Here is a 13,650-nt window from a genome sequence, read left to right as displayed (position 1 = left end):
GAGCGTTCTGCCCCAACTTTTTCAGCGTGTCACCAGATACCGTTCCCCTAACGGTTTCTTGATGCCGAAAGGGACGGGGACGTCGGAACACGGGACGCGGTCGATCGGCGCCGTTTGAGGGTTCGGCGCCGTTCGTGTTCAGCGGGCCGCGTCGCGGCCGCCTTTTCATTGTTTGAGGAGGACCCATGTCTACTGTGCTGACCGACCAGGGCGGCGGATCCGCCGGCTCGAGCTGGCTGGACAAGGAGCGCACCATCGCCGCTCCCGGTTTCAACCGCTGGCTGGTGCCGCCGAGCGCGCTCGCCATCCACCTGTGCATCGGGATGGCCTACGGCTTCTCGGTGTTCTGGCTGCCGCTCTCCAAGATGCTGCAGACCGCCGGCACCGGCGCCGCGTGCGGCAAGGACGTGGGCTTCTTCGCCCAGCTGTTCACCACCCAGTGCGACTGGAGCGTCGCGACGCTGGGCTGGATGTACACGCTGTTCTTCGTGTTCCTGGGCTGCGCCGCCGCGATCTGGGGCGGCTGGCTCGAACGCGCCGGTCCCCGCAAGGCCGGCCTGGTCTCGGCCGTGTGCTGGTGCGGCGGCATGCTGATCTCCGCGATCGGCATCCACACCCACCAGTTCTGGATGATGATCCTGGGCTCCGGCGTGATCGGCGGCATCGGCCTGGGCCTGGGCTACATCTCGCCCGTGTCGACGCTGATCAAGTGGTTCCCGGACCGCCGCGGCATGGCGACCGGCATGGCCATCATGGGCTTCGGCGGCGGCGCGATGATCGGTTCGCCGCTGGCCGTCGAGCTGATGAAGAACTTCGCCACCCCGACCGACGCGGGCGTGATGCAGACCTTCGTCATCATGGCCGTCGTGTACTTCCTGTTCATGGTCGCCGGCGCGCTGGGTTACCGCGTGCCGCCCACCGGCTGGAAGCCCGCGGGCTGGACCCCGCCGGCGGCGCAGGCCGCCAACACCATGATCACGCAGCGCCACGTGCACGTGAAGAAGGTGTGGGGCATCCCGCAGTTCTGGCTGGTGTGGATCGTGTTGTGCATGAACGTGTCCGCCGGCATCGGCGTGATCGGCATGGCCAGCCCGATGCTGCAGGAGATCTTCGGCGGCTCGCTGATCGGCGTGGAAGCCAAGTTCGCCGAGCTCGACAAGACGCAGCTGGCCGCGATCGCCGCGATCGCCGGCGGCTTCACCGCCCTGCTGAGCCTGTTCAACATCGGCGGCCGCTTCGTGTGGGCGTCGCTGTCGGACAAGCTGGGCCGCAAGCTCACCTACACCGTGTTCTTCGTGCTGGGCGGCCTGCTGTACGCCAGCCTGCCGAGCAGCGCGGCCGCGGGTCACAAGCTGGCCTTCGTGGGCGCGGTCTGCATCATCCTGTCGATGTACGGCGGCGGCTTCGCCACCGTGCCGGCCTACCTGGGCGACCTCTTCGGCACGCAGATGGTGGGCGCGATCCACGGCCGCCTGCTGACCGCGTGGGCCACCGCCGGCATCCTCGGCCCGATCGTCGTGAACTACATGCGCGACTACCAACTGGGCCTGGGCATCCCGCGCGAGCAGGTCTACAACCAGACGATGTACATCCTGGTGGGCATGCTGGTCATCGGCCTGCTGGCCAACCTGGCCATCCGTCCGGTCGCCGACAAGCACTTCATGACCGATGCCGAACTGGCCGTCGAGAAGAAGCTGGCGCACGAGAAGGCCGCCGCCGCCGAAGTGGGCAGCGGCCCGGGCGCCGGCCGCGCCACGCCGACCGCGCTGGTCGCGCTGGCCTGGCTGGCCGTGGGCATCCCGCTGGCCTGGGGCATCTATCGCACGCTGCTGAGCGCGTCGAAGTTCTTCAGCTGAGCCGACGCTCAAACCCCGCCGGCGGCGCGCGAGCGCCTGACCGGCTAGCATGACCCTCGCCCCGGCGGCCGTCCACGACGACCACGGGGCGACTCTGTCTTCAAGACCTCGCGTTGGGCGAGGGGCGGACAGGGGAACAACGATTCCGGAGGACTCGATGAGCGACCAGAAGATTCACTTCTACAAGGGCCCGGCGGGCGGCTGGGGCGCGCTGAGAAGTGTTGCGAAGCACCTGCAGCAGCAGGGCGTCGCGATGAAGGGCGCCAAGACGCTGCTGTCGGCCAACCAGCCGGACGGCTTCGACTGCCCCGGCTGTGCGTGGCCCGACCGGGACCACCGCTCGACCTTCGAGTTCTGCGAGAACGGCGCCAAGGCGATCGCCGCCGAGGCGACCGCGCATCGCGCGACGGCCACCGTGCTGGGCGGACACACCGTCAGCGAACTGGCCGAGTGGTCCCGACTACGACCTCGAGAACCTCGGCCGCATCACCGAGCCGCTGGTCTACGACCGCGCCACGGACCGCTACACGCCGATCGCCTGGGACGACGCCTTCGAGCTGATCGCCGCGCGCCTGAACGCGCTGAGCAGCCCCAACGAGGCGATGTTCTACACCTCGGGACGCGCCAGCAACGAGGCCGCGTTCCTCTATCAGCTGTTCGTGCGCGAGTTCGGCACCAACAACTTCCCCGACTGCTCGAACATGTGCCACGAGCCCAGCGGCCAGGGCCTGAAGCCGACGATCGGCATCGGCAAGGGCACCGTGACGCTGCACGACTTCGAGCAGGCGGACGCGATCTTCATCTTCGGCCAGAACCCCGGCACGAACCACCCGCGCATGCTGGGCGAACTGCGCGAGGCGTCCAAGCGCGGCTGCAAGATCGTCAGCTTCAACCCGCTGCGCGAGCGCGGCCTGGAGCGCTTCGCCGATCCGCAGGACAAGATGGAGATGGCGACGCTGGGCAGCACGCCCATCTCGACCAACTACTTCCAGCTGCGCATCGGCGGCGACATGGCCGTCATGAAGGCGCTGTGCAAGCGCGTCTTCGAGCTCGACGACGCGGCGGTCGCCGCCGGCGGCGAGCGCGTGCTGGACCTGGGCTTCATCGCCGAGCACACCAACGGCATCGAGGAATTCGAGGCCAGCATCCGCGCCGAAAGCTGGGAAGCGCTGGAGGCCGAATCCGGTCTGTCGCAGGAGCAGCTCTGCGCCGCCGGCGACCTGTATGCGCAGGCCAAGCGCGTGATCATCTGCTGGGGCATGGGCATCACGCAGCACCAGCATTCGGTCGCGACCATCCAGCACATCGCGGCGCTGCTGATGCTGCGCGGCAACCTGGGCCGCGAAGGCGCGGGCGCCTGCCCGGTGCGCGGCCACTCCAACGTGCAGGGCGACCGCACGATGGGCATCTACGAGAAGCCGCCCAAGGCGCTGCTGGACCGCCTGGGCCAGGTGTTCGGCTTCGAGCCGCCGCGCGAGAACGGCTACGGCACCGTCGAGGCCATCCAGGCGATGCTCGACGGCAAGGGCAAGGTGTTCTTCGCGCTGGGCGGCAACTTCGCCGCGGCGACGCCGGACACGATCGCGACGTGGAAGGCGCTGCGCGCCACCGACCTGACTGTCCACGTGACGACCAAGTTCAACCGCAGCCACACGATCCACGGCAAGGAGGCGCTGGTGCTGCCCTGCCTGGGCCGCACCGAGATCGACATGCAGGCCACCGGCCCGCAGGGCGTGACGGTGGAAGACTCGATGAGCATGGTCCACATCTCCAGCGGCATGAACGCGCCGGCCTCGGAGCACCTGCTGTCCGAGCCGATGATCGTGGCGCGCCTGGCCGCCGCGACGCTGAAGGGGCGCTCGAAGACGCCGTGGATGTGGCTGGTGGAGGACTACTCGCGCATCCGCGACAAGATCGAAGAGGTCTTCGACGACTTCAAGGGCTTCAACGAGAAGATCAAGACGCCGGGCGGCTTCCGCCTGCGCAACACCGCGTCGGAACGCGTCTGGAACACGCCGACCGGCAAGGCCAACTTCATCACCTACCAGTTGCCGACGGACACGCCGCTGCACCAGGCGCGCGCGCGGATGCGCGATGAGAAGACGGTGGTCTTCAATCTGGCGACGGTGCGCTCGCACGACCAGTACAACACGACGATCTACGGCATGGACGATCGCTACCGCGGTGTCTGGGGCCATCGTCGCGTGGTGTTCATCAACCGGGAAGACCTGAAGGCCATCGGCATGAAGGCCGGCCAGTGGGTCGACATCACCAGCGTCTACAGCGACGGCGACACGCGTCGCGCCGAGAAGTTCGTGCTCATCGAGTACGACATCCCGCGCGGCTGCCTGGCCAGCTACTTCCCGGAGACCAACGCGCTGGTGCCGCTGAGTAGCGTGTCCATCGGCGCGGGCACGCCGACGTCGAAGTCCATCCCGGTGGTGCTGACGCTGCGCGAGCAGGACGCGCCGCTGCCGCAGGACCAGGCGCGGTCGGTGGCCGGGGCGCACGCCTGAGGCATCGGCGATGAACCGCGCCGACGCGCCCGCCGCTGACGTCCACGACGGTCCGGACCACCAGGTCGAGGACGGGAGCGAGGACGACGGCGACATGGCCGCGCAGGCGCGTTTCGCGCTGGAAACGCTGGCGGAGCTGGATGCCGGCAACGGCGTCTCGCTGCCGCGACTGGCCAAGCGCACGGGACTGCGCGTCAGCGTGCTGCTGCGGCTCTACACGTTGATGAGCGATGCGCGCGTCGGCGACGCACAGGGACCCGGCTGGGTGCGCTTGCACGTGGACGAGGACGGCCGCTGGATCGCCCGCATGACGCCCGCGGGTCGCGGCGACGCTCCCACGGATCCGGCGCCATGAGCGACGTCTGCGCGCTGCCCGACGATGACGACGCGCCGCTGCCGTCCGCGTTGATCGCGGTGCGGCCCGAGCGCCTCGGCGCCACGCGCGCGGCGGACGAGGAGTTCGTCGCCGAGGAAGCCCCGATCGCGCTTGAGTACAACGGCCTGTCGCACGCGGTGATGTTGGCGACGCCGCTGGATCTCGAGGATTTCGCGCTCGGCTTCTCGCTGACCGAAGGATTGCTGGCTTCGCCGGCCGACCTGCTCGACGTGGAAGTGCGGACGCGGCCCAACGGCGTCGCGCTGCAGCTGCGCGTCACGGCGCGCTGCGAAGCGCTGCTCAAGGAACGCCGCCGCAGCATGGCCGGCCGCACCGGGTGCGGGCTCTGCGGCACCGACAACCTCGATCAGGTCTTCCGCGTGCCGGATCGGCCGGTGCCGCCGCTGCCTGCCGCCCTTGGCGACGCCTCGGCCCTCGTGCCGGCGCTGTCGCGCGCGATGCGCGAGCTGGCCGCGGCACAGCCGCTGCAACAACGCACCGGGGGCATCCACGCGGCGGCCTGGTGCCGCCCGGATGGCGAAGTCGTCCTCGTGCGCGAAGACGTCGGCCGCCACAACGCGCTCGACAAGCTGATCGGCGCGATGGCCAAAGCCAGCATCGACGCGTCGCAAGGCTTCGCCGCAGTCACCAGCCGAGCCAGCTTCGAGATGGTCCAGAAGGCCGCCATCGCCGGCATGCCAATGCTGGCCGCCGTGAGCGCGCCGACGCACCTGGCAATCAGGACGGCGCAGTCCTGTGGGCTGCGGCTCGCAGGCTTCGTCCGGGAAGGTCGCGCGACGTTGTACGCGTAGGGGCGTTCGGGCGTTCGGGTGACCGCCCACCTGCGGCTGCCGGGGCGTTGGCCGCCATTGCAGGGGGCCCAGGCGGCAAGCGCCTGAACCCCCAGCAATGCCGTCCCCAGACATCACCGTACTTCCCCGGTTTTGCTACCGAGGACTTCCGGGGGGTGATACCGAGGACTTCAGAACTTGCAGCCCATGCCCAATTGGGCGGTGACGTCGATCTGCGCCGATCCGTCACCCTTGCGGCTCAGCTTCGACGGCATGCGGAAGCGCGCGGCGCACTCGGTGGCATCCAGTCCAAGCCCCCGCAACATCTGCTTCGGGCCCTCCATGCCGATGCTCAGCGCGTGATGCGCGCGCTTGGGCGGAGGACCGATGGGCGCGCCCTCGCGCGGCAGTTCAATGACCTGGATGTCGAGGCTCCGGTTCAGCATCACGTTGGACCTGGCGCCCTCGGGCGCACCGGTGGCGCTGGCTCGGAGCCGGGTCCGCAGCGCCGCGAGCGAGGCCTGCAACGCGAGCGGCTGACGGGCGCGCTCGGCTGAGGTGGCGGCGTCGGACGCCGATGTCGATACCGGAGTCGGCGGCGGCGCCGAGGCCGCCGGCTCCGCTTCCGGTGCCGCCGTGGCGATGCCCGCGGCACTCACGATGCCAACGGCAGTAGCCACACCGACGAGGGTCCGCCAAGTCCTGCGCGACGAGTGCGCCATGTCGTCCTCCAACCTCCAGCCCGCGAATCCTCACAGTGCGCGGCGGGGCTGAAGCACGGCTGAAGTCGGAGTCGGGACTTTCCCCCGTGGACATGGGGGATCCGGGGAGGCGCGTGCCTACATCCCCTTCGCCACCAGGGGCAAGACCAGTACCCCGCTGCGTTTCGATGACGGTCGACATTACATTATTCATGTCGAGCGACATTGAAATTCTCAAGGAGACGTGAATGAAAGCGCTGATCGCCGCCTACGCCCGTACGCCATTCCATTTCGCGAAGAAGGGGGCGCTGGCCCAGACGCGGCCCGACGACCTGGCCGCGCAGGCCGTGCGCGGGCTGCTGGCGCGCACCGGCGTGGCCGGCGCCGAGATCGAGGACGTGATCCTCGGCTGCGCCTATCCGGAGGCCGCGCAGGGCAACAACCTGGCGCGCATCGTGGGCCTGCTGGCGGGCCTGCCGCACAGCGTGCCGGGCATGACGGTGAACCGCTTCTGCGGCTCGTCGATGCAGGCGGTGCACATCGCCGCCGCGAACCTGGAGGCCGGCATCGGCGAGGCCTACCTCTGCGTCGGCGTCGAGTCGATGACCTTCGTGCCGCAGGGCGGCTTCAATTTCTCGCCGCATCCGGCGTTGCAGGCCGACACCGACGCGTACATCTCCATGGGCGATACGGCCGAAAACGTCGCCCAGCGCTGGGAGGTGAGCCGCGCGGATCAGGAGGCGTTCGCGCTGGCCTCCCATCGCAAGGCGGCCGCGGCCCGTGCCGATGGCCTGCTGCGCGAGGAGATCGTGCCGGTGGTCAATGCCGCCGGCGAGGCGGTCGAGGAGGATGGCTGCATCCGTCCCGGCACGACGCTGGAGGCGCTCGCCTCGTTGAAGCCGGTGTTCCGACCGGACGGCGTGGTCACGGCGGGCACCTCGTCGCCGCTGACCGATGGCGCGTCGGTCGTGCTGGTCTGCACCGAGGACTTCGCCCGTCGCCATGGCATCGCGCCGCTGGCGCGCGTCGTCAGCTTCGCCAGCGTCGGCGTCGATCCGGCGGTGATGGGGATCGGTCCCGTGCCCGCGACGCAACTGGCGCTCAAGCGCGCCGGGCTGAGCGTCGACCAGATCGATGTCGTCGAGCTCAACGAGGCCTTCTCCTCGCAGGCGCTGGCCTGCATCCGCGACCTGGGCCTGGACCCGGAACGCGTGAACCTCGACGGCGGCGGCCTGGCCATCGGGCATCCGCTCGGCGCCACCGGCGCGCGCATCACCGGCAAGGCGGCCGCGCTGCTGCAGCGCACCGGCGGTCGTTACGCCGTCGCCACGCAGTGCATCGGCGGTGGGCAGGGCATCGCCACGGTGCTCGAGCGCGTCTGATCCCGGCGTCCTCCCACCCGACAGCGCCGCTCATCCCTTCGTTTCCCCGTTCCCCATTCGCCATTCGCCATTCGCCAAGGATTCATCATGGACTTCAAGAACACCGTCGCCTTCGTCACCGGCGCCAATCGCGGTCTGGGCAAGAGTTTCGTCAAGGCGCTGCAGGCCGCCGGCGTGAAGAAGATCTACGCCGCCGCGCGGGATCCGTCGTCGATCGATCTGCCCGGCGTCGTGCCGGTGAAGCTGGACGTGACGAAGCCGGACCAGATCGAGGCCGCCGTGCGAGCCGCCGGCGACGTCACGCTGCTGATCAACAACGCAGGCATCTCGCGCGGCTCGCCGCTGCTGGGCGACAACGCGCTGGCGGCGCTGCGCGACGAGTTCGAGACCAACGTCGTCGGTCCCCTGGAACTGACGCGCGCCTTCGCGCCCGTGCTGAAGGCGCAGGGCGGCGGCGCGGTGGTGAATGTGCTGTCGGTGCTGAGCTGGCTCAACCTCACGGGCGCCGCCACCTACAGCGTGTCGAAGGCGGCGACCTGGTCGGTGACCAACGGCCTGCGCCTGGAGCTGAAGGAGCAGGGCACGTCGGTCGTCGCGCTGCACGTGGGCTTCATGGACACGGACATGACCGCCCGCCTCGACGCGCCGAAGGCCGATCCGCTCGACGTCGCGAAGCAGGTGCTGGACGCGATCGCCGCGGGTCGCGACGAGGTCTACGCCGACGAACTGTCGCGCGGCGTCAAGGCCGGCCTTTCGGCCGACCCGGGCAGCTATCGCGGCGGCGTCTGAACATCGATCGGCAACCGTCCGGTTGCCGTCCCGACGCGGCGGGCGCCGGCCTCACGGCCAGGCGCGCAGCAGCCAGTCGTTCAGCGTCTTGACGCGGTCCGGGTCAGCGCCGAGCGTGCCCGCCTTCCAGACCGCGTACTGCAGCTTCTGCTCGGCCGTGCTGCGGTAGTCCGTGGACGCCATGACGTAGACGCCGGGTGACTTGAGCGTCAGCGGCTGCCTGGTCTTGTCGAGGCAGAACCCGAAGCCGGCCGTGGGTTCGGCTTCGCCGAGGTCCATGTTGTTCGGGTCGCAGCGGCGCCAGATCGCTGGATCGGTGACCGTGTAGAGCTGGTTGAACTGTTTGAACGCGCCGTTGAGCAGCTTCAGCGTGAGACCGGCCTGCAGTTTGTCGAGGCGACGGAACGGCGAGGTCTGCGTCGCCTGCGTGGAGACGGCCTCCATGAAGTTGATCGGGTTCAGGTGCTTGACCACCGCCGCCTTGCTGAAGCGTCCGCGGTTGTTGATGATCGAGCGCGTGTCCGTGGGCACCCACAACGGGATGCTGTTGTTGACGAACTGCGCCGACTTGATACGCGCCTGCAGCAGGCGGATGTCGCTCATCAGCGCGGCCGTGGACTGCGCGGGCGTCGCGTCGCCCAGCGTCTGCGACAGCAGCGAGTCGAAGCCGGTCAGATAGGGCCAGTCCACCGAGAAGTTCACCCAGTCGCTCTGCGCGCCGGGGTTGAGCGTGACCTGCATCTGGTACCAGGCGTTGGTCCGCGTGTAGGAGCCGAGCTTGTTGCCGGTCTCCCAGGCCAGCAGCCACTCGCGGGTGATCTTGCCGGTGGCGTCGGTGTCCTGCTGGTAGACCATGTGCGGCGCCAGGAAGAAGGCGCTGACGGTGTTGAACGGCCAACCGCGTTTCTCGCCCCGGCCGGCCCAGGTCTTGGCGGTCGCGTCGTAGTTGCCGATGAACCAGCGCTGGTCGCCTTCCAACCCGTAGCGCTGCGCCCATTCCCATTGCTGGACGAGGTTCCACTGCAGCGCGTTGCCGACCACCCGCTCGATGAAGGCGTTGGTCGTGAAGGCGGCGGGCTCCGCGGCGATGCGGGCGGAGGAGGCGGACTTCAGCAGCTGCGCCGCGCCGACCTGCGCGCCGTACTGGCCCGTGGCCGCGATGTGGTTGCCGCGGCCGCCGCCGAGGAAGGCGTAGAGCTCGAAGCCGGAGGGCTGGAGCATCGACTGGATCTCGTTGCGCTGCTGCGGGGTCAGGTGGCTCCAGTCGCCGAAGGTGCCGGAGCGGTGGGACTCGAACCAGGCGGCGATCTTTTTCGAGGTGGCCAGCGGATCGAGGCGCCGGTTGTCGGCGGTGAAGGTCGCGCCCTTCTCGAACGACCCCGCCGCGTTGGCGCCGGTCGGCCAGATGTCCAGCGGATGCATCGCCGGCAGGTAGGAGTTCCAGTCCGGGAACTGGATCGGCAGCGGGATCTCGCGCGTGTTGAGCGTCGCGTCGGCGTCCATCACCTTGTCCACGTCGGCCTGCGTCAGCGCAAGCGCCGAGCCGTCGAGCGGCTTGCCGAACAGCGCCTTGACCGCGTCCGTCGGCGAGTCGAGGACGGCATCCAGTCCGGCGCCCGCGGACCACTCCGTGACCGGCCTGCTGTCAAGACCTGGCCCCGGCTGATAGGGTGGATTCCACGGCGCGGCCTGCGCCACATGCGGCATCTCGCGCAGCGCGTAGCGCAGGTAGGCGGCGATCTGGCCGCCTTCGGCTTCGCTCAGGCCGTGGAAGCGCGAGCGCTGGACGATCGCGTTGTTGGAGTAGTTGAAGTACTGCAGGTCGCGGCCGTCCGACGCGTGGCAGGAGGCGCATGCCGCGCGGAGCTGGTGGTTCACCAGGGTGGACTTCATCAGGCGGTTCTCCGCCTTCCACAGCTTCTCGCCGGCGGCGACGTCGGCCGTCAGCGTGCGGCCGGCCACCTTCTCGGCGTTGATGTCGGCACGCGCCACAGCGTTGGTCGCCAGGCTCTGCCCCTGCGCGTTGCGGAACTGCAGGTCGATGATGCGGTAGCCGTTCGACTCGCCGTCGCTGCCGTTGAAGCGGAACTGCACGAGGTTCACGCCGCTGATCAAACGCGCGCGGGTGGCCGCGTCCAGCGTCAGCTTCATGCGGGCGGTGTAGAGGCCGCCGCCGCGCTGCAGGCCGCCCTGCACGCGCTCGGCGTCGGCGAGCGTCATCGTGGCGTCGGTGATGTCGACCCAGGGTATCGCGCTCGCGTTCGCTGCCGTGGTGCCGCCGAGGATGCGCAGGCTCGCCTTGACCTTGGCGGGCGTCTCGGTCGTGGCCTCGTACTCGGGCGGACCGAAGAAGCCGCAGCGATGGCAACGCAGCCACAGCTCGGTGGCGGCGCCGACGCCATTCACGTCGAGCGTCAGGTTCGCCGTCGCCACCGTCGGCGCGCTGGGCAGGCCGGGGCCCAGCAGTTCCAGCGGCAGGCTCAGCGGGGTCGTGGCGGTCGGGCCCCCCGAGGTCGGCGGCGCAGGCGCCGGCGCGGGGGGCCGGCGAAGGCGAGGGAGCGGGAGAAGGTGCTGGCGCGGTCGGCGTGGTCTGCGGCGGCGGTGCGGGCGGCGCAGGTTCAGGGTCCACCGGCGTGGTCGGCAACATCGGCGTGGACGGGGGCGGCGGGATTTCGGCGGTGGGGTCTCCGCCCGTGCCGCCGCCAGTGCCCGTCCCGCCAGTTCCAGTGCCGGCGCCGCCGCCGGTTCCCGGCTCCGTGGACACCGGTGGATTGGTCTGCGGTTTGGCTTCATCACCGTTCCCGCCGCCGCAGGCGCTCAAGGCCGCGAGCAGGGCAACGGCCAACGCGGCCCGGGTCGATCTGACGGCGGACCGGCGGAGCCATTCAGCGGTGGTGGGACGGGGAGCGAGCGCCATGCGGAATCCTCTCGGCGCTGAGGCCGGCGTGTTCGGTCCCGACGCGCAGGTCGTGCGTCAGGGCAGCGCATTAAAGTGGTCCGCTACTGGGCGCGTCAATCGATCCCGCCCCTCTGACATCGACCGTTACCCGTGTTGCGGAATCCGGCGGAAGGCACGCCACACGCCTACCTCTTGCGGGGGAGGCGAGGGCCCTCGAGAGCAGGTATCGCGCCATGAGAAAAGCCCCGCCGCGCTTGCGCGCCGGCGGGGCTTCGAGAGGGAACGGCGTCGCCGTCAGCCGACCAGACCCAAGGCCCTCGGCAGCGCCAGCGACAGCGTCGGCCAGTAGGTGACCACCATCAGGAAGCCCAGCATCGTGAGCAGCCATGGCCACACGGCGACGGTGAGTTCGGTGATCCCCATCTTCGTGATCCCCGAGGCCACGTAGAGGTTCAATCCCACCGGCGGGTGGCAGAGGCCGACCTCCATGTTCACCGCCATCAGGATGCCCAGGTGCACCGGATCGACGCCCAGCTTGGCCGCCACCGGGAAGAGGATGGGCGCCATGATCAGCACGATCGCGGCGGGGTCCATGAAGTTGCCCGCGCCCAGCAGGATCAGGTTGACCAGCAGCAGGAAGACGAACAGACCGAAGCCCTGCGCCGACATCCACGCGGCCATCGTCTGCGGGATCTGCTCCGACGCCATCAGGAAGCTGAACAGCACCGCGTTGGTGATGATGTACAGCAGCATCGAACTCATCGCCGCGGCCTTGAGCAGCACCTTGGGCACGTCCTTCAGGCCCATGTCCTTGTAGACGAAGACCGAGATGATGAAGGCGTAGACGGCGGCCACGGCGGCGGCCTCGGTCGGCGTGAACTTGCCGCTGTAGATGCCGCCGATGACGACGACGATCAGCATCAGGCCCCAGAAGCTGTCGCGGAAGGCCTTGAAGCGTTCACCCCAGGTGGCCTTGACCATGCGCGGGTAGTCGTACTTCTTGGCGCGGTACCAGGTGGTGATGCCCAGCAGGATCGACAGGCACACGCCCGGCACGACGCCGGCCATGAACAGCTGGCCGACGGACGCGGTGCCGACGACCTCGCCGTGCGGGCCCGTGGCCGACATGCCGGCGGTGGCGATCGAGAACATCACCAGGTTGATCGACGGCGGGAAGAGGATGCCCAGCGCGCCGGACGTCGTGATCACCCCGGCCCCGAACTGCTTCGGGTAGCCCTGCTTGGTCATCGCCGGCAGGATGATGGAGCCGACCGCGACGACGGTCGCCACCGACGAGCCCGAGATCGCCGCGAACATCGCGCAGGCCAGCACGCCGGCCAGGCCGAGCCCGCCGTACCAGTGGCCGATCATGGTCGTGGCGAAGTGGATGATCCGCCGCGCCACCCCGCCGTGCGTCAGGAAGTTGCCCGCCAGGATGAAGAACGGGACGGCCATGATCTCGAACTTCTCGATGCCGGTGAACAGCTTGAGCGCGACCGATTCGATCGGCACGTTCGTCATCGTGAAGAGGTAGGTCAGGACCGTCAGGCCCAGCGAGATCGAGATCGGCATGCCGGTGAGCATCAGCACCACCAGCAGCGAGAAGATGATCAGCGTGTTCATGCGCGGTCTCCCTTCGAAGCTTCCTCGGCCGTCTTGGCCGAGCCCACCGCGGCGACGTCGTCCTCGATGCCTTCGACGTGGCCGTGGTCCGCATGCGGCGCTTCACCGGTGCGGATGAAGGTCCAGCACACCTGCAGGAAGCGGAAGCACATCAGGTAGGACCCCAGCGGCACGCAGGAGTAGGCGATCCAGGTCGGGATCTCCAGGTCGGGCGAGGTCGGGCCTTCGAAGAGGTCGGGGTTCTCGATGCCCAGCGCGTGCGTGAAGGCGTAGTGCGCGCCGTTCTCCCACACGAAGGTCGCGCCCCAGCGTGCCCACTGTCGCGGTAAAGAGCGCGCCGGCCAGCAGACTGAAGATCACGAGGTACTTCGCGTGCCCGGGCTTGAGCTTGCGCACCACCACGTCGACCCCGACGTGCGTCCGGCGCGAACGCCGTAGGCCGCGCCGAACTTGGCCATCCACACGAACATGTAGATGCACAGCTCCTGCGCCCAGCTCACGTCGATGCGGATGACGAAGTCCTGCACCGCCGGCACGCCGGCCAGGAAGCGGTGCAGCACGGCCATCGCGATCACCAGCGTCGCGGCGCCCATGAGGAACGCAATGAGCGTCTCCTCCAATCGATCCAACCATCTCAGGGACATGGCGATCTCCTTCAGACAAAGAAAAGCCGCGCCGCCCTAGGCAGGGGCGCGGCACTGGACGCCGCCGCAGGCG

8 protein-coding genes and 2 pseudogenes are annotated in these 13,650 nt (G+C 69.1%); 6 read left to right on the top strand and 4 right to left on the bottom strand.

Annotated elements, in window-relative coordinates; translation table 11 throughout:
* Positions 1-185: 185 nt before the first annotated feature.
* The 4 genes and pseudogenes from ACFJIX_RS03170 (at position 186) to fdhD (ending at position 5,560) form a co-directional block, all read left to right on the top strand.
* Positions 186-1,856, top strand: coding sequence for an OFA family MFS transporter (locus tag ACFJIX_RS03170; RefSeq protein ID WP_377157698.1), 1,671 nt, complete (start codon positions 186-188; stop codon positions 1,854-1,856).
* A 157-nt stretch (positions 1,857-2,013) separates the two neighbouring features.
* Positions 2,014-4,372: pseudogene (locus tag ACFJIX_RS03165) on the top strand (FdhF/YdeP family oxidoreductase).
* Between the two features lie 10 nt (positions 4,373-4,382).
* On the top strand, positions 4,383-4,727 hold the full coding sequence (locus ACFJIX_RS03160; RefSeq protein WP_377157696.1) for a hypothetical protein: 345 nt from the start codon (positions 4,383-4,385) through the stop codon (positions 4,725-4,727).
* Entirely contained in the window at positions 4,724-5,560 is an 837-nt protein-coding gene (gene fdhD / locus ACFJIX_RS03155) for a formate dehydrogenase accessory sulfurtransferase FdhD (RefSeq protein WP_377157695.1), read from the top strand. Before ACFJIX_RS03160 ends, fdhD begins: the two co-directional genes overlap by 4 nt.
* 170 nt (positions 5,561-5,730) lie before the next feature.
* On the opposite strand, the gene ACFJIX_RS03150 is transcribed toward fdhD, so the two are convergent.
* Positions 5,731-6,261 (bottom strand): hypothetical protein, encoded by a 531-nt coding sequence (locus ACFJIX_RS03150; protein ID WP_377157693.1) that lies wholly within the window; start codon positions 6,259-6,261, stop codon positions 5,731-5,733.
* Between the two features lie 227 nt (positions 6,262-6,488).
* On the opposite strand from ACFJIX_RS03150, the gene ACFJIX_RS03145 reads away from it, so the two are divergent.
* Complete coding sequence (locus tag ACFJIX_RS03145) at positions 6,489-7,622, top strand: thiolase family protein (RefSeq protein ID WP_377157691.1); 1,134 nt, start codon at positions 6,489-6,491, stop codon at positions 7,620-7,622.
* 87 nt (positions 7,623-7,709) lie between these two features.
* A complete protein-coding gene (locus tag ACFJIX_RS03140) occupies positions 7,710-8,411 on the top strand; it encodes an SDR family oxidoreductase (RefSeq protein ID WP_377157689.1) in 702 nt (233 codons plus the stop codon).
* Between the two features lie 51 nt (positions 8,412-8,462).
* Here ACFJIX_RS03140 and ACFJIX_RS03135 read toward each other — a convergent pair whose 3' ends face one another.
* The 3 genes and pseudogenes from ACFJIX_RS03135 to ACFJIX_RS03125 form a co-directional block, all read right to left on the bottom strand.
* Positions 8,463-10,844 (bottom strand): hypothetical protein, encoded by a 2,382-nt coding sequence (locus ACFJIX_RS03135; RefSeq protein ID WP_377157687.1) that lies wholly within the window; start codon positions 10,842-10,844, stop codon positions 8,463-8,465.
* 760 nt (positions 10,845-11,604) lie between these two features.
* The gene (locus ACFJIX_RS03130) at positions 11,605-12,933 is read right to left on the bottom strand and encodes a TRAP transporter large permease (protein ID WP_088404913.1); all 1,329 of its coding nucleotides are present in this window, start codon (positions 12,931-12,933) and stop codon (positions 11,605-11,607) included.
* A pseudogene (locus tag ACFJIX_RS03125) lies at positions 12,930-13,571 on the bottom strand (TRAP transporter small permease). Before ACFJIX_RS03125 ends, ACFJIX_RS03130 begins: the two are co-directional and overlap by 4 nt.
* Between the last annotated feature and the right edge of the window lie 79 nt (positions 13,572-13,650).

Source organism: Roseateles sp. UC29_93 (assembly GCF_042695725.1).
Lineage (GTDB): Bacteria > Pseudomonadota > Gammaproteobacteria > Burkholderiales > Burkholderiaceae_C > Roseateles > Roseateles noduli_A.
Note: the sequence above shows the minus strand (reverse complement) of the source record. Positions and strands in the feature narration are given on the sequence as shown.

Bases quoted from the DNA above. Each gene is read 5' to 3' on its own strand.
- ACFJIX_RS03170 (WP_377157698.1), top strand. From the start codon at position 186: ATGTCTACTGTGCTGACCGACCAGGGCGGCGGATCCGCCGGCTCGAGC.
- ACFJIX_RS03130 (WP_088404913.1), bottom strand. From the start codon at position 12,933: ATGAACACGCTGATCATCTTCTCGCTGCTGGTGGTGCTGATGCTCACC.
- ACFJIX_RS03150 (WP_377157693.1), bottom strand. From the start codon at position 6,261: ATGGCGCACTCGTCGCGCAGGACTTGGCGGACCCTCGTCGGTGTGGCT.
- ACFJIX_RS03145 (WP_377157691.1), top strand. From the start codon at position 6,489: ATGAAAGCGCTGATCGCCGCCTACGCCCGTACGCCATTCCATTTCGCG.
- ACFJIX_RS03160 (WP_377157696.1), top strand. From the start codon at position 4,383: ATGAACCGCGCCGACGCGCCCGCCGCTGACGTCCACGACGGTCCGGAC.
- fdhD (WP_377157695.1), top strand. From the start codon at position 4,724: ATGAGCGACGTCTGCGCGCTGCCCGACGATGACGACGCGCCGCTGCCG.
- ACFJIX_RS03140 (WP_377157689.1), top strand. From the start codon at position 7,710: ATGGACTTCAAGAACACCGTCGCCTTCGTCACCGGCGCCAATCGCGGT.